This window comes from Pseudomonas sp. Pseusp3 (assembly GCF_047304225.1).
In the GTDB taxonomy this organism is placed as follows: domain Bacteria; phylum Pseudomonadota; class Gammaproteobacteria; order Pseudomonadales; family Pseudomonadaceae; genus Aquipseudomonas; species Aquipseudomonas fluorescens_CD.
On record NZ_JBGLYV010000020.1, the window covers coordinates 1 to 15344 of the forward strand.

The window sequence follows — 15344 nt, forward strand, 5'->3', positions numbered from 1 at the left end:
GGTGGGGGTTGCTTCTCTCCCTCTGGTAGTCTCAGCCTTTTACCATTCCCCCCCCCCCCCCCCCCCCCCCCCCCCCCCCCCTCCCACAAGGGTTACATCGTTTTCAGAATTTGCGGGTTACTTGACCTGCCGCTGCGGTGCCTTGTGCACCATGGTGTAGGCATAGTCCACACCCATGCCGTACGCGCCGCTGTGTTCCAGCACCAGTTCCATGACCGCCTCGTAAGTGTCCTTGTGCGCCCAGTCACGCTGGTATTCGAGCAGCACCTGCTGCCAGGTCACCGGTACCGCGCCGGCCTGAATCATCCGTTGCACCGACATGTCGTGGGCCTCTTTGCTGGTGCCACCGGAAGCGTCGGTGACAATGTAGACCTCGTAGCCTTCAGCCAGGGCTTCCAATGCCGGGAACGTCAGGCAGACCTCAGTCCACAGTGCCGCGATGATCAGTTTTTTGCGCCCGGTGGCTTTCACCGCGTCAACCAGTGCCTTGTCTTCCCAGGAGTTCATCGAAGTGCGTTCGATCGGCTTTTGATCCGGGTGCACAGCCAACAATTCCGGCCAGATGTAACCGCTGAAACTTTCGGTTTCGACCGAGGTGTAGATGGTCGGTACATTGAAGATCTTCGCCGCCTTGGCCAGGCCCACGGTGTTGTTCTTCAGGGTCTGACGGTCGATGGACTGAACGCCGAATGCCATTTGCGGCTGGTGGTCGATCAGGATCAGGGCGGAGTTGGTTGGGTTGAGCAGTTCACGGATAGACATGGCGCGTTCCTTTTGATGTCGATACTTTCGAATGAGTTCAGGGTTAGTCGACGTTGCCGCAAGAGGCTTTGCTGTCGGCTTGGATGTCACTTTAGGGGCTGGCTATAAAAGGGACAATTACCTAAAATCGAGAATCATTGATTCCAAAATAGGGACAATATGGATCGCATCGAATGCATGCGTGCCTTCGTCGTCACGGTCGGCGAGAACGGCTTCGCCGCAGCCGCCAGGGCCATGGACGTGCCGCGCTCGAAAGTCAGTAAACAGATTCAGGCACTGGAAGAAGCCATCGGCGTGCAATTGCTGCAACGCACCACCCGCAGCCTGCACCTGACCGAGGCCGGAGCCGAGTATTTCGAAGCAGCACGGGAGGTATTGGCGGCGCTGGACGAAGCCGAGCAACGCGCCCGTGACGGCATCGGCGAGTTACGCGGTGTATTGCGGGTCAATGCGCCGATGTCGTTCGGTCTACGGCGATTGGGGCCGTTGATTCCGTTGTTTCATGAATTGCACCCGAACATCGAGTTGCAACTGGTGCTCAGCGACCAGCAAGTCGACCCGGTGCGGGGCGGGTTTGACGTAACCATCCGCATCGCCAGCATGCCGGACTCGACGATGATCGCCCGGCAACTGGCGCCCGCACCGCGCATCATGGTGGCATCCCCGGCTTATCTCGAGCGCGCGGGCGTTCCGCAGACTCCGCAGGATCTGCGCGCCCATCAATGCCTGAACTACGGGTATCTACAGAGTGGAGTCAGCCTGCAACTGTGCAATGGCAAGGAAACCCAGCGGGTAAACGTCACCGGCCCGTTGCACGCCAACAACGGCGACTTGCTCGCCCAGGCCGCCGAAGCCGGCATGGGCATCGCCCTGCTGCCCGACTTCATCGTCGAGGATGCGCTGGCAGCCGGGCGACTGGTGCCGGTGCTGTGCGAATGGCAGGCCCCGGCGATCACCATCAACGCGGTGTATTCGTCGGCACGGCGAGTGCCGCAGAAGACCCGGGCGTTTATCGGGTTTCTGGTGGATCAATTGGCGCCCAAATGACTTTTGGGCATCCCACAAGGTTGGCGTGTTGCGGCGTGCTTCAGAAATGGCGCCGATCCGATCAAAAATGATCAAGAACCCATTTTTGAACTGCAGGTGTATCGTTTATATCGCCATTAAAAACAAATGGCGGATCATGACTTTGATTGTTTCCTCGCGCTCGGCCTCTCCATACCTTTAACGGCAGCCAGAACTGAGCACCACTCGGCAGAGTTTGAGAGCCTATGTCGATATACAGTGTATCGCCGCTGGTTGGTAACCCTAGATGGACAACCCCCGGAACTGCAAGAACAACGTCCGCAAAGTCTAGACAGGCACTCGCGCAAAAAGAGTCAGTAACCAGTGCAAGCTTGCCTTTAAAACCTTGGGCATTGGATTCTCTCGCTCCTTCTTGGAGGACCGAGGATGCGCTCGGCTGTCGTAACCAGTCTTTCTTCTCGTGAAGCGCGAACTCCATCGATCCGGTCAGACCAAGAACAAACTTATAAGCTTCGCTGTCTTTTCCATAGTCACTCCCCATGGTGGTTAGAGCATTATTGAGCGTTGAGAGTGCAAAAGGAGAGACACGCCACATCGCATACGCACGAGATGGCTCGCCCAGATTTTTTACCCTTTGCGAGCCTAACAGTGCAGAAAGTATTTCAGCACCGACCAAACTGTTACCACCGCGATTGCCTCTTGTATCAAGCACAACCAGCTTGGCATCGTTAATACGCTTGATGGCCTCAAGCATTTTATCCAGGGAAGCATTCTCGGCTGCTGACGGCATGAAATTTGATACATGTATCCAATATCGCCCTTCTCCCAAACTCTGGAGCGATTGAGGAGGCCGGGGTCGGCGCAGGAAAGCCTTCAGCTGCCCGGAATCCTCTTGCCACAGCAACGCAAAGTTTTGTCTTTCTCCATTTGGAAGAGCAACCAGACAGTTTTTTGACAAGTCTCTCGACAGTACGGGATAACTGGCATCATCGATAGTTAACTGCTGAGCCAAATGCAACCAGGTGGACTGTAGATCAAGTCTGCGATCAATATATGGAGATATTTCATTCTCAATTCTCTCGCGGACCGATTTGTTATCACACGATATAACCTCGGAGCCTATCGGCGGCAGCGGTACAGGCCAATTTTCAGCGACGTGCCTTACAACAAAACTCCGACCTCGCATATCCAGAATGAAACCTGCCCAGGACGAACTTCCTTTATCAGGTTGATTCAGCCCTACGTGTCCGTCCTTGAAGCCTGCAATGTAAAAATTTAGCACGGCCAGGGAGTCTTTCCTTGAGTTGACGCGTCTGGACAGCTGACTGGCATCCAGATAACCCCGTTCAACCCAGTCTGAAAAAGACTCATTTTCACTGTCTATAGCGCCTGGATGAGAAGTAACTACCAGTTGTCGAATGACAGAAAGATCATTAACAGTAATCTCTCTCCAGTCTTTTGCATGTGCCTCATCAGCCAACACGAAAGACGGCAGAACAATAAGCAAAAGAAGCATTAAACATAAACGTTTCAAGAGAAACACATTAGCATTACACGTCATTTCAAAAACCAGACAAATGATGCTCAGATAGATGTCATCCGAGCATTACCCACCACTAGTCCAACGCTCGCTGCTAACCGAATGCGAGCAGCTCTTCGTCAAAAAATCGCAGCCTGCGGCAACGCCTACACGAATCTGGCTGCGCGCCGGATACCCAACCGACTGATCCACACCGCCAGCAAAATCACCGAACCACCAAGCAACAACCGCCCCAGTTCTTCATGCTGGTTCCAGATCAGCAGGTTGATCAGCAAGCCCACCGGCACATGCAGGTTGTTCATCACCGCCAGGGTACCGCCGTTGACCAGGCATGCGCCTTTGTTCCACCAGTAGAGCCCCAAAGCGGTCGAAACCAGGCCGAGGAACAGCAGCACCCCCCATTGCAACGGCGCTTCGGGCAGGAAGTTCTGTTTGCCGAACAATAGAAACGCCGGCAACGCCACCGCCAGTGCGCCGAGGTAGAAGAAGCCGAAACGGCGGTAATGCGGCAAGTCGCTTGGATGGCGCGCGACCAGGTGTTTGTAGAGCACCTGCCCGGCGGCGTAGGTGAAGTTGGCCAGTTGCAGCAACAGGAAACCCATGAAGAAATCCGGGTTGATCCGGTCAAAGCGAATCACGGCCGCCCCCGCCACCGCCACCAGTGCCGCGACCAGCGCCCAGGGATTGAAGCGACGATTCAATGCATCTTCAATCAGGGTCACGTGCAGCGGCGTAAGGATGGTGAACAGCAGCACCTCCGGCACCGTCAGTACGCGAAAGCTCAAGTAAAGGCAGACGTACGTCACGCCGAACTGCAACGCGCCGATCAACAGCATGCCACGCATGAATGCCGGTTCCACCGAGCGCCAGCGGGTCAGGGGCAGGAACACCAGCCCCGCCAGCAGCACGCGTACCAGCACGGCGAAGTAACTGTCGACATGACCGGCCAGGTATTCGCCGATCAAACTGAAGGAAAACGCCTGGATCAGCGTGACAATAAGTAGATAGCCCATGCTCGCCTCATTTCGAATGGCGGCGACGATAGCGGGTTTTGCCACTTATCGCGACAGTAGCCATGACGCAAAACCTCTGTGGGAGCGGGCTTGCTCGCGAAAGCGATATGTCATCCAACATTTATGTGGACTGACAGTCCCCCTTCGCGAGCAAGCCCGCTCCCACAAGGTTTTGTAGGTGTTCGTCAAATCGCAGGCAAAAAAAAGCCCGATCTCGCTAAAGCGTTCAATCGGGCCAGAGCACTCAGGAGCAACAAGTGCGAAGGGAGGTTCGATGCGCGTACAGACTTGAAGGGTTGCGCCAGGTCACTAGACCATCCAGCGATTATCTGGCGATTAACCGGTCAGGCCACTTGCGAAAGCCTGGCGTTCGCCTGGTTCAGGCCTTTCTCCTGGAAGTCACCGCCCAGGTTCATGCCTTCGGCGTGGATGAACGTCACGTCGTGGATGCCGATGAAGCCCATGACCTGACGCAGGTACGGTTCCTGGTGATCGGCGGTGCTGCCGGCATAGATGCCGCCGCGAGCCGTCAACACAAAGGCGCGCTTGCCGCTGAGCAGGCCTTGCGGACCGGTTTCGGTGTACTTGAAGGTCACACCGGCACGCAGTACATGGTCGAGCCAGGCTTTCAGGGTGCTGGGGATCGCAAAGTTGTACATGGGTGCGGCCATGACCAGCACATCGGCGGCGAGCAATTCGTCGGTCAACTGGTTGGAGCGCTCCAGGGACGCCTGTTCGATCTCGCTGCGCTGCTCGGCGGGTTTCATCCAGCCACCCAGCAGGTTGATGTCCAGATGCGGCACCGGCTTGACGGCCAGGTCCCGGACAGTGATCTGGTCATTCGGGTGAGCGGCTTTCCACTGGCTGATGAACGTCTGGGTCAGTTGGCGGGAAACCGAGTCTTGCTGACGGGCACTGCTTTCGATGATCAGAACGCGGGACATGGGATGTAGCCTCCATCTGAGAATGCTGTAGGTCGATGGAGTGAAGGTTAAACAGAGTCATATCGATGAAAAAGCGCAAATAACTGCTATAACCCATCAATAAATTCGTTTATAAGCTCAACATACTCTGTGGGAGCGGGCTTGCTCCGGGCGGCGTTCCGACAAATAGGCCGTGTCAGTCGACATCAACGTTGAATGACACACCGCCTTCGCGAGCAAGCCCGCTCCCACAGGAGATTGCTGTCATTTCGGGGTGCAGGTCAGCTCGATGCGCAGCTTGATGATGCTGCGGGTGAATTTGGCGGTGGCATTTTTGTGCTTGCCGGCGGGTACATCGATCTTGCGGCTACGCGGTGCTTCCGGGCCATTGATGAAAACGGCCTTGCAGCTCGCATCGACGTCGCCGTAGTTGGCCACCTGGATGGAGCCGATGTCGTTATCCGTGTCGTAGGTCTGGTAATCGATCTTCATGCCGTTGAGGTCTTTTTTTACATCGATCGGGTAAGCCATCGCCGTCAGCGGCAGCAGCGCCAGCAGCACACAACAGAATTTTTTCATTCAGCAGCCTCCAGTAAGGGCTGCCAGCTTAGGACAAGAGGAGCTCAACATGAAAGCGCCCCGCGTGACCCTTGATCAATGGCGAACGCTGCAAGCCGTGGTCGATCACGGCGGTTTCGCCCAGGCCGCCGAGGCACTGCATCGCTCGCAATCGTCGGTCAGCTATACCGTGGCACGCATGCAGGATCAGCTCGGTGTACCCTTGCTGCGCATCGACGGACGCAAAGCCGTGCTGACCGAAGCCGGCGGCGTGCTGTTGCGCCGCTCCCGGCAACTGGTGAAACAGGCCAGTCAACTCGAAGACCTGGCCCATCACATGGAGCAGGGCTGGGAAGCCGAAGTGCGCCTGGTGGTCGATGCCGCTTACCCGAGTGCCCGCCTCGTCCGCGCCTTGACCGCGTTCATGCCGCAAAGCCGTGGCTGCCGGGTGCGCTTGCGTGAGGAAGTGCTGTCGGGTGTGGAGGAAGTGCTGCTCGAAGGCGTGGCCGACCTGGCCATCACCGGGTTCAGTATTCCCGGTTACCTGGGCGCAGAATTGAGCGATGTCGAGTTTGTCGCCGTTGCCCACCCGGAGCATCCCTTGCACCGTCTCAACCGCGAACTGAGCTTTCAGGACCTGGAAAGCCAGATGCAAGTGGTGATCCGCGACTCGGGCCGCCAGCAACCACGGGACGTCGGCTGGCTCGGTGCCGAACAGCGCTGGACCGTCGGCAGCCTGGCCACCGCCACAACGTTCGTCAGCAGCGGTCTGGGGTTTGCGTGGCTGCCCCGGCACATGATCGAACGAGAGCTCAAGGAGGGGACGCTCAAACTGCTACCGTTGGATCAGGGCGGCAGTCGTAACCCGAGCTTTTACCTGTATTCGAACAAGGACAAACCACTCGGGCCGGCCACGCAGATTCTTATCGAACTGCTGCGTACGTTTGACACCGCACCACTGGACGCACCGTTCGCCGCCCCCGAACAAGCCTGACACGGAGTGTATGCATGGCCTATTTCGAACACGAAGGTTGCAACCTGCACTATGAGGAATATGGTCACGGCACGCCGCTGCTGCTGGTCCACGGTCTGGGCTCCAGCACGCTGGACTGGGAAAAACAGATCCCGGCACTGGCCACCCGTTACCGGGTGATCGTCCCGGATGTGCGCGGTCACGGCCGTTCGGACAAACCCCGGGAGCGCTACAGCATTGCCGGGTTCAGCGCTGACCTGATTGCACTGGTCGAACACCTCAATCTCGGGCCGACACACTATGTCGGCCTGTCGATGGGTGGCATGATCGGCTTCCAGCTGGCTGTGGATCAGCCGCAACTGCTCAAGAGCCTGTGCATCGTCAACAGCGCGCCCGAGGTCAAACTGCGCAGCCGCGATGACTATTGGCAGTGGTTCAAGCGCTGGAGCCTGATGCGCGCCCTCAGCCTTGGCACCATCGGCAAGGCGTTGGGCGACAAGTTGTTCCCGAAGCCGGAGCAGGCCGACTTGCGACAAAAGATGGCCGAGCGCTGGGCAAAAAACGACAAACATGCTTATCTCGCCAGCTTCAATGCCATTGTGGGCTGGGGGGTTCAGGAACGACTTTCGAAGGTCACCTGTCCAACCCTCATCGTCAGTGCCGACCGTGACTACACACCGGTGGCACTGAAGGAAAACTACGTAAAACTGCTGCCCGACGCGCGGCTGGTGGTGATCGCCGATTCACGCCACGCCACGCCGCTGGACCAGCCGGAACACTTCAACCAGACGCTGCTGGAGTTTCTGACCGCAGTCGACACCACCACTCAGGATCACTGACCCATGCTGAAAAAAATCGCCCTCGCCGCAGGCTCCGTCCTGTTTGCCGCCAACCTGATGGCCGCAACGCCGGAAAAGGCCCCGCATGTGCTGCTGGACACCACCAACGGCCAGATCGAAATCGAACTGGACCCGGTCAAGGCCCCGATCAGTACCAGGAACTTTCTTGCGTACGTCGACAGCGGCTTCTACAACAACACCATTTTCCACCGGGTGATCCCGGGATTCATGGCCCAGGGCGGTGGTTTCACCCAGCAAATGCAGCAAAAACCGACCAAGGATCCGATCAAGAACGAAGCCAGCAACGGCCTGCATAACGTGCGTGGCACGCTGTCGATGGCGCGCACTTCCGATCCGGATTCGGCCACCAGCCAGTTCTTCATCAACGTCAAGGACAACGACTTCCTCGATCCGGGCCGTGATGCCGGTTATGCCGTATTCGCCAAGGTGGTCAAGGGCATGGATGTAGTGGACATCATCGTCAACTCCCAAACCACCACCAAGCAAGGCATGCAGAATGTGCCTATCGACCCGGTGCTCATCAAGTCGGCCAAGCGCATCGACTGAGACTAAGCTGGACAAGGATGTCCGAGCCGTTGCCGGTGTTTGCCGGCAACGCTCAAACCGTTAAAAGGAGAGCCCGTTCGCGGGCGAACAACCGATGCTTTATCGCCGCTTCGAAAAACTGATCGATGTTTTCCGTGAAGCACCGACGGCGTCTCCGCCGGACCGGGTCTTCCCTTTCTACACCTATTACCTCAAGCAGGTCTGGCCGAGCTTCGCCGCCCTGTTGATCGTCGGCCTGATTGGCGCATTGATCGAGGTGGCGCTGTTCAGCTACCTAAGCCGCATCATCGACCTGGCCCAAGGCACGCCGAACGCCAATCTGTTCCGCGAGCACGCCCTCGAGCTGACCTGGATGGTGGTGGTCGCGCTGGTGCTGCGCCCTATTTTCGTGGGCTTGCATGACCTGCTGGTGCACCAGACCCTGAGTCCCAGCATGACCAGCATGATCCGCTGGCAGAACCACAGCTACGTGCTCAAGCAGAGCCTGAATTTCTTCCAGAACGACTTCGCCGGGCGCATCGCCCAACGCATTATGCAAACCGGCAACTCACTGCGCGATTCCGCCGTGCAAGCCGTGGATGCATTGTGGCATGTGCTGATCTACGCCATCAGTTCGCTGGTGCTGTTCGCCGAAGCCGACTGGCGCCTGATGATTCCGCTGCTGACGTGGATCTTCGCCTTCATCGGCGCCCTCTATCACTTCGTGCCACGGGTCAAGGATCGCTCGGTGGTGGCGTCTGATGCGCGCTCCAAACTCATGGGGCGGATTGTCGACGGCTACACCAACATCACCACCCTGAAGCTGTTCGCCCACACCAACTTCGAACAGCAATACGCCCGCGAAGCGATCAAGGAGCAAACCGAAAAGGCGCAACTGGCTGGCCGCGTGGTCACCAGCATGGACGTGGTCATCACCAGCTTGAACGGCTTGCTGATCGTCTGCACCACCGGCCTGGCCCTGTGGTTGTGGACGCAGTCGCTGATCAGCGTGGGGGCGATTGCCCTGGCCACCGGCCTGGTGATCCGTATCGTCAACATGTCCGGCTGGATCATGTGGGTGGTGACCGGCATCTTCGAAAACATCGGGATGGTGCAGGACGGTCTGCAGACCATCTCACAACCGGTCACCGTCACCGACCGCGACCAGGCCAAGCCTTTGGCGGTGGCCCGTGGCGAAGTGCGCTTCGAACAGGTGGACTTCCACTACGGCAAGCAGAGCGGGATCATCGGCGACCTCAACCTGACCATCAAGGCTGGTGAAAAAATCGGCCTGATCGGCCCGTCCGGTGCTGGTAAATCGACCTTGGTGAACCTGCTGCTGCGCCTGTACGACGTCGAAGGCGGACGCATCCTGATCGACGGCCAGAACATCGCCCACGTCAGCCAGGAAAGCCTGCGCGAACGCATCGGCATGATCACCCAGGACACGTCGCTGCTGCACCGCTCGATCCGTGACAACCTGCTGTACGGCAAGCCCGACGCCTCCGACGCGCAACTCTGGGAAGCGGTGCACAAGGCCCGGGCTGACGGTTTCATTCCTTCACTCTCGGACGCCGAAGGCCGCACCGGTTTCGATGCCCACGTCGGTGAACGCGGAGTGAAACTCTCCGGCGGCCAGCGCCAGCGCATCGCCATTGCCCGTGTGTTGCTCAAGGACGCGCCGATCCTGATCATGGACGAGGCCACTTCAGCACTGGATTCGGAAGTCGAAGCGGCGATCCAGGAAAGCCTCGAAACCCTGATGCAGGGCAAGACCGTGATCGCCATCGCTCACCGGCTCTCGACTATCGCCCGGATGGACCGGCTGGTGGTGCTGGAAAACGGCAACATCGCCGAAACCGGAACCCACGCCGAACTGCTGGCCCATGGCGGTTTGTATGCACGGTTGTGGCAACACCAGACCGGTGGATTTGTCGGGATCGATTGATCCTGAAGATGGCCACCGAACCTGTGTAGGAGCGAGCTTGCTCGCGATGAACTGGAGAACGCCGCGGGCTGTCAGGCTCCCAGCATTATCGTTGACGACCATCGCGAGCAAGCTCGCTCCTACAGCCGAAAAATTTTAGATAACCGCCAGAGCCCGCCAACAACGGGGCCTGGCGGTTTTTTATGCCTGCTGGAATTCTGAAAAAACCGTGCTGTACTCACTTCAACCTTCTGGAGGTGGTTCTGCAGTCCATCGGCTGGATGCACAAGGCAGCATAATCTCGAAAAGGCACTCTCTCATGTCTCTGTTAAAACGTTCGGCTACTGAGTTGGTAGGTACGTTCTGGCTGGTGTTGGGTGGTTGCGGCAGTGCGGTATTGGCGGCGGCTTTTCCGCAGGTGGGAATCGGCCTGCTCGGGGTGTCCTTTGCGTTTGGCCTGACAGTGCTGACCATGGCTTTCGCCATCGGCCATATTTCCGGCTGTCATCTCAACCCTGCGGTGTCCCTCGGCTTGGTGGTGGGTGGGCGGTTTCCGGCCAATGAGTTGCCGGCCTACATCATTGCCCAGGTCATTGGCGGCGTGATCGCAGCCGCCCTGCTGTACTTCATTGCCAGCGGCAGACCCGGATTCGAACTGGCAGGAGGCCTGGCGTCCAACGGCTACGGCGAACACTCGCCTGGCGGCTACTCGATGGCGGCAGGGTTCGTCTGTGAACTGGTGATGACCGCGATGTTCATCCTGATCATCCTCGGCGCCACCGATAAACGTGCACCGGCCGGACTGGCACCGATTGCCATCGGCCTGGGCCTGACGCTCATCCACCTGATCTCGATCCCGGTCACCAACACCTCGGTCAACCCGGCGCGCAGCACCGGCCCGGCGCTGATCGTCGGCGGCTGGGCGATTCAACAACTGTGGATGTTCTGGGTCGCACCGCTACTCGGTGCAGTCGTCGGCGGCGTGCTGTATCGCTGGCTGGGCAAGGAAGACAACTGACACGCCATAAGGTGAAGATCAGCCTTGTCGATAAGGCAAGGCTGACTTCGCATCCTCTGCATAAGCCATCACCCCCAGGCGCTCCTGCTCCAGAAAGTCTTTCACCGCCGCTTTCAACCCCGGATGCCGCAGGTAGTGCCAGGAATGCGTAATGACTGGCTCGAATCCACGAATCAGTTTGTGCTCGCCCTGTGCCCCGGCATCGAAACGCTGGAAACCGTTGGCGATGGCATAGTCCATACCCTGGTAGAAACAGGTCTCGAAATGCAGGCGATCGAACTCCGCCAGGCATCCCCAGTAACGCCCATAAAAGCTGTCGCCCCCCACCAGGCTGAACGCCATCGCCACCGGCCGTGAACCCTGTTTGGCCAGCACCACGCGAATCGACTCCGGCATGCGTTCGGCCAACAGGCTGAAAAACGCCCGCGTCAGATACGGCGCTTGCCGGCGCACCGCGTACGTATTGGCGTAGCAGGCATAGACGAAATCCCATTGCGCCTGACTCAGCTCCCGCCCCTCCAGCCATTCGAACTCAAAGCCCTGCCCGGCCACCTGCTCACGCTCCTTACGCATCTGTTTGCGCTTGCGCGAACTCAGCACGTCGAGGAAGTCCTGGAAATCCCGGTAACCGCGATTCTGCCAGTGGTATTGACAGCCAACGCGCTGCAACCAGCCGGGCTGCTCGCTCAGCGCCGCGTCGGTGAACGGATCGGTGAAGTTGATGTGGGCGCTGGAGAGTTGTTCTATCTCAAGGTAGCCCGGCAGGCTGTTCAATAATTCGAAGCCGTCTTCTACCGTGGCCGCCAACAGCCGCGGCCCGCTGACAGGGCTGAACGGCACCGCGGTCAACAGTTTGGGATAGTAATCGATGCCGGCGCGGGCACAGGCATCGGCCCAGGCGTGATCGAACACGTACTCGCCGTAGGAGTGCCACTTGCGATAACTGGGCAGCGCGGAAATCAGGCGCTCACCTTCAACGTGCAGCAAATGCTCGGGCTGCCAACCGGAATGGGGGCCGACGCTGCCGCTGTCTTCCAGTGCGCTCAAGAAAGCGTGACGCAGAAAAGGCTGACTTTCCGGAACCAGGGCGTCCCAGGTCTGCGGGGCGATTTCTGACAGTCTTTGCAGGCGTTGCAACGGCATCACCGTCCTCACTCTTCATGGCGTGAAAGCCCCGCGAGTATCGCCTATCGCTGCGCAATGCACACGGGCAAAACGACGACAGTGCTCTAACTCAATAGTTCACGGCGACTTTGTACCGTCACCGACATGACATCACATTGCCACCGCTCTGTCATAAACCATCGCGATACTGGCGCCTGTTTTTAGAGCGCCGGGTTATACCCGGCCACTGTTTTCCGCCCCTTACGGTCGGTGTGTCCCGGATGGCTCTGTCATCCCCTCTCATCTTCGGAGATTGATATGCGTCTTGCTTCCACGAAAACTGCGGCGGCCTTGTGCGGCGGCCTGTTGCTGGCCATGAGTGTTCCGGCCAGTGCCGCAGTCGACGCCAAACTGCTCGACATGCTCAAGGCTAACGGCTCGATTACCAACGCGCAGTACAGCGAACTGCAAGCCGAGCTGGCCAGGGATCAGAAAGACCAGCAGATCGCCCGTCAGGCTCAGCAAGAGACTAACGAGCAAATCGCGGCCACCGCGAAGAAAACCGACGCACTGAGCACCTTCGACCAGAAGCTGGCGTGGGCCGCCAAGACCCAGTTCAAGGGTGACGTACGTTTCCGTGAAGAAACCGTGCACAACGATGGCGTGCCAAACAACAAGGACCAGGACCGTCAGCGCATTCGTGCCCGCCTGGGTGCCTACAGCGAAATCAACCCGCAAGTCGACACCGGTATCCGCATCGCCACCGGCAGCAACGACGACGCTCGCTCGACCAACCAGGACCTGAACAACTACTTCGACAAGAAGCAGATCTGGCTGGACCAGGGTTACATCGACTACCACCCTGACGCGATCAAGAACCTGCACCTGGTTGGCGGCAAGATGCCACAACAATGGGTGAGCATGGGCGACATCATCTGGGATAGCGACATCAACCCTGAAGGTCTGGCCGTTACCTACAAATACCCGCTGAGCGGCAGCACCGAGCTGTTCGGTAGCGCCGGCCACTACACCCTCAAGGACAACGTCGACGGTGAAGGCGTGCAGTTCAAGCACGACCTGCGTCTGTACGCTGGCCAGTTGGGCGCACGCTTCGCCATCACCGACAGCATGAAAATGACGTTGGGCGGCAGTATCTACTCCTACGACAACGACAAGAACAGTGCCTGCCCTACCTCCGGCACCGTCACCGCTCCATGCGCACTGGCCGTCAACGGCAACAGCCCGAACGAAACCTTCAAACTGTACGAAGGTTTTGGTCAGCTGGACTTCACCAACCTGCCAGTACCGCTGTCGCTGTATGGTCAGTACGTCAACAACAAAGATGCCAGCAACGACCAGGACACTGGCTGGCTGGCCGGTGTGAAGTCCAAGGTCTACGGCTTCAACCTGGACTACAACTACCGCGACGTGCAGCGTAACGCTGTGGTGGGTGCCTTCACCGACTCCGACTTCGCCAACGGCTTCACCAGTTCGCGCGGCAGCAAGCTGAAAGTGAGCTACGACCTGGACAAGAACTTCGCCCTGGGCGCGACCTACTTCATGGCGACCTCGGACCAGACCAACGCCAACATCAAGAAAACCGATTCGGACATCAACACCCTGCAACTGGATGCCGAAGCGAAGTTCTGATTCACCCCGCTACACGACTCGGGCAAGGAAGCCCGGGACGCCTTTACAGCCTGTCGTTGTTATCTCGGTCCCCATCATCCTCCGATATAACAACGCCAGGCTGTTTCTGTTTTCTCGTTGTACTTGCGCAAAAAAAATCGCAGCCATTGGCTGCGATTTTTTTTACCGCGAACAATTTCAGCGCTTGCGCAGCAACACGCTACCAATCGAATAACCGGCGCCGAACGAACTGAGCACGGCCAGCGAGCCGGCGGGCAGATCGTCCTGGTTCTTGTGGAACGCAATCACGGAACCGGCGGAACTGGTGTTGGCGTAGGTGTCGAGAATCACCGGGGCTTCCTGCTCGGTGGCCTCGCGGCCCAGCAGTTTCTTGACGATCAGGTGGTTCATGCTGAGGTTGGCCTGGTGCAGCCAGAAGCGCTTCACGTCGCTGACGTTGAGCTGGTTTTCCTGCAGATGCTCACCGATCAGTTCGGCCACCATCGGGCAGACTTCCTTGAACACCTTGCGGCCTTCCTGCACGAACAGTTTGTCCCTGGCGCCGACACCCTCTTCCGCCGCGCGGTTGAGGAAGCCGAAGTTGTTGCGGATGTTATTGGAGAACTTGGTCAGTAGCTTGGTGCTGACGATGTCGAACTGGTATTTGGACGTCGCCAGGTCCGCACGTTCGATGATCACCGCGGTGGCGGCATCGCCGAAGATGAAGTGGCTGTCGCGGTCACGGAAGTTCAGGTGGCCGGTGCAGACTTCCGGGTTGACCATCAGGATCGCCCGGGCCTGGCCCAGTTGCACGCTGTTGGCGGCGGTCTGGATACCGAAGGTCGCCGAAGAGCACGCCACGTTCATGTCGAAACCGAACCCCTGGATGCCCAGCGCTTCCTGGACTTCGATGGCAATGGCCGGGTAGGCACGTTGCAGATTGGAGCAGGCGACGATCACGCCGTCGATGTCCGCCGCGGTCTTGCCGGCGCGCTGCAAGGCTTGTTCGGCCGCACCAATGGCCATCTGGCAAAGCACCGACCACTCGTCATTGGAACGCTCCGGCAGGCGTGGGGCCATGCGTTGCGGGTCGAGGATGCCGTCCTTGTCCATGACAAAGCGGCTCTTGATGCCGGAGGCTTTTTCGATGAATGCGGCGCTGGATTCGGTCAACGCTTCCACTTCACCGCGCGCGATGGCATCGGCGTTGTCGGCGTTGAATTGCGCGACGTAGGTATTGAAAGACTGGACCAGCTCTTCGTTGGAAATGCTGTTGGCCGGGGTGTACAGGCCGGTGCCGCTGATGACGACTTTATGCATGGTCGTGTCTCTAATCTGTTCAGGCAGAAAGTATTGGCACCGTCGTACCAACACGCAAAGGGTCTATTCCCATCCGGGGGACGCAAACCTGGCATCGCTTTATTCCGTGACGCGACTTGGCCGAAGGCTCTGGCTCGCGAAACCGGCGTTTATGGTCGCGAAGTTT

14 protein-coding genes are annotated in these 15344 nt (G+C 58.5%); 7 read left to right on the plus strand and 7 right to left on the minus strand.

Going from position 1 to position 15344, the window contains the following annotated elements; all coding sequences use genetic code 11:
- Window positions 1-117 precede the first annotated feature (117 nt).
- Window positions 118-762, minus strand: a complete 645-nt coding sequence (locus ACCD00_RS09215) for a hydrolase (protein WP_008018228.1) — start codon at window positions 760-762, stop codon at window positions 118-120.
- A 159-nt stretch (window positions 763-921) separates the two neighbouring features.
- Between ACCD00_RS09215 and ACCD00_RS09220 the strand changes: the two genes are divergently transcribed.
- On the plus strand, window positions 922-1809 hold the full coding sequence (locus tag ACCD00_RS09220) for a LysR family transcriptional regulator (RefSeq protein WP_008018227.1): 888 nt from the start codon (window positions 922-924) through the stop codon (window positions 1807-1809).
- Between the two features lie 61 nt (window positions 1810-1870).
- On the opposite strand, the gene ACCD00_RS09225 is transcribed toward ACCD00_RS09220, so the two are convergent.
- The 4 genes from ACCD00_RS09225 to ACCD00_RS09240 all read right to left on the minus strand — a co-directional run bounded on the left by ACCD00_RS09225 (window position 1871) and on the right by ACCD00_RS09240 (window position 5843).
- Window positions 1871-3331 (minus strand): S41 family peptidase, encoded by a 1461-nt coding sequence (locus ACCD00_RS09225; RefSeq protein WP_413423926.1) that lies wholly within the window; start codon window positions 3329-3331, stop codon window positions 1871-1873.
- Between the two features lie 143 nt (window positions 3332-3474).
- The gene (locus ACCD00_RS09230) at window positions 3475-4341 is read right to left on the minus strand and encodes a carboxylate/amino acid/amine transporter (RefSeq protein ID WP_413423813.1); all 867 of its coding nucleotides are present in this window, start codon (window positions 4339-4341) and stop codon (window positions 3475-3477) included.
- A gap of 344 nt (window positions 4342-4685) precedes the next feature.
- A complete protein-coding gene (locus ACCD00_RS09235) occupies window positions 4686-5285 on the minus strand; it encodes an FMN-dependent NADH-azoreductase (protein WP_413423815.1) in 600 nt (199 codons plus the stop codon).
- Between the two features lie 243 nt (window positions 5286-5528).
- A complete protein-coding gene (locus ACCD00_RS09240; RefSeq protein WP_008018224.1) occupies window positions 5529-5843 on the minus strand; it encodes a hypothetical protein in 315 nt (104 codons plus the stop codon).
- Between the two features lie 49 nt (window positions 5844-5892).
- On the opposite strand from ACCD00_RS09240, the gene ACCD00_RS09245 reads away from it, so the two are divergent.
- From ACCD00_RS09245 to aqpZ, 5 genes are all read left to right on the plus strand, one after another.
- On the plus strand, window positions 5893-6816 hold the full coding sequence (locus ACCD00_RS09245; RefSeq protein WP_413423817.1) for a LysR family transcriptional regulator: 924 nt from the start codon (window positions 5893-5895) through the stop codon (window positions 6814-6816).
- Window positions 6817-6830: 14 nt separating this feature from the next.
- Complete coding sequence (locus ACCD00_RS09250; protein ID WP_413423819.1) at window positions 6831-7634, plus strand: alpha/beta fold hydrolase; 804 nt, start codon at window positions 6831-6833, stop codon at window positions 7632-7634.
- A 3-nt stretch (window positions 7635-7637) separates the two neighbouring features.
- Entirely contained in the window at window positions 7638-8201 is a 564-nt protein-coding gene (locus tag ACCD00_RS09255; RefSeq protein WP_413423821.1) for a peptidylprolyl isomerase, read from the plus strand.
- Window positions 8202-8295: 94 nt separating this feature from the next.
- A complete protein-coding gene (locus tag ACCD00_RS09260; protein WP_413423823.1) occupies window positions 8296-10128 on the plus strand; it encodes an ABC transporter ATP-binding protein in 1833 nt (610 codons plus the stop codon).
- A 298-nt stretch (window positions 10129-10426) separates the two neighbouring features.
- On the plus strand, window positions 10427-11125 hold the full coding sequence (gene aqpZ / locus ACCD00_RS09265) for an aquaporin Z (protein ID WP_413423825.1): 699 nt from the start codon (window positions 10427-10429) through the stop codon (window positions 11123-11125).
- A gap of 18 nt (window positions 11126-11143) precedes the next feature.
- Here the strand turns inward: aqpZ and ACCD00_RS09270 are convergent, their stop codons facing one another.
- Window positions 11144-12268 carry a GNAT family N-acetyltransferase gene (locus ACCD00_RS09270; RefSeq protein ID WP_413423827.1) on the minus strand — a complete coding sequence of 375 codons (1125 nt, stop codon included), beginning with the start codon at window positions 12266-12268 and terminating at the stop codon, window positions 11144-11146.
- 279 nt (window positions 12269-12547) lie between these two features.
- Between ACCD00_RS09270 and ACCD00_RS09275 the strand changes: the two genes are divergently transcribed.
- Window positions 12548-13879 (plus strand): putative porin, encoded by a 1332-nt coding sequence (locus ACCD00_RS09275; protein ID WP_413423829.1) that lies wholly within the window; start codon window positions 12548-12550, stop codon window positions 13877-13879.
- Window positions 13880-14056: 177 nt separating this feature from the next.
- Here the strand turns inward: ACCD00_RS09275 and ACCD00_RS09280 are convergent, their stop codons facing one another.
- Window positions 14057-15178, minus strand: a complete 1122-nt coding sequence (locus ACCD00_RS09280) for a beta-ketoacyl-ACP synthase III (protein ID WP_413423831.1) — start codon at window positions 15176-15178, stop codon at window positions 14057-14059.
- Window positions 15179-15344: the final 166 nt, after the last annotated feature.

What these genes read in the sequence shown, in the direction of transcription:
- ACCD00_RS09215 (WP_008018228.1), bottom strand. Translation starts at nt 762, where the DNA reads ATGTCTATCCGTGAACTGCTCAACCCAACCAACTCCGCCCTGATCCTG.
- ACCD00_RS09255 (WP_413423821.1), top strand. Translation starts at nt 7,638, where the DNA reads ATGCTGAAAAAAATCGCCCTCGCCGCAGGCTCCGTCCTGTTTGCCGCC.
- ACCD00_RS09280 (WP_413423831.1), bottom strand. Translation starts at nt 15,178, where the DNA reads ATGCATAAAGTCGTCATCAGCGGCACCGGCCTGTACACCCCGGCCAAC.
- aqpZ (WP_413423825.1), top strand. Translation starts at nt 10,427, where the DNA reads ATGTCTCTGTTAAAACGTTCGGCTACTGAGTTGGTAGGTACGTTCTGG.
- ACCD00_RS09240 (WP_008018224.1), bottom strand. Translation starts at nt 5,843, where the DNA reads ATGAAAAAATTCTGTTGTGTGCTGCTGGCGCTGCTGCCGCTGACGGCG.
- ACCD00_RS09235 (WP_413423815.1), bottom strand. Translation starts at nt 5,285, where the DNA reads ATGTCCCGCGTTCTGATCATCGAAAGCAGTGCCCGTCAGCAAGACTCG.
- ACCD00_RS09245 (WP_413423817.1), top strand. Translation starts at nt 5,893, where the DNA reads ATGAAAGCGCCCCGCGTGACCCTTGATCAATGGCGAACGCTGCAAGCC.
- ACCD00_RS09275 (WP_413423829.1), top strand. Translation starts at nt 12,548, where the DNA reads ATGCGTCTTGCTTCCACGAAAACTGCGGCGGCCTTGTGCGGCGGCCTG.
- ACCD00_RS09250 (WP_413423819.1), top strand. Translation starts at nt 6,831, where the DNA reads ATGGCCTATTTCGAACACGAAGGTTGCAACCTGCACTATGAGGAATAT.
- ACCD00_RS09230 (WP_413423813.1), bottom strand. Translation starts at nt 4,341, where the DNA reads ATGGGCTATCTACTTATTGTCACGCTGATCCAGGCGTTTTCCTTCAGT.
- ACCD00_RS09220 (WP_008018227.1), top strand. Translation starts at nt 922, where the DNA reads ATGGATCGCATCGAATGCATGCGTGCCTTCGTCGTCACGGTCGGCGAG.
- ACCD00_RS09260 (WP_413423823.1), top strand. Translation starts at nt 8,296, where the DNA reads ATGCTTTATCGCCGCTTCGAAAAACTGATCGATGTTTTCCGTGAAGCA.
- ACCD00_RS09270 (WP_413423827.1), bottom strand. Translation starts at nt 12,268, where the DNA reads ATGCCGTTGCAACGCCTGCAAAGACTGTCAGAAATCGCCCCGCAGACC.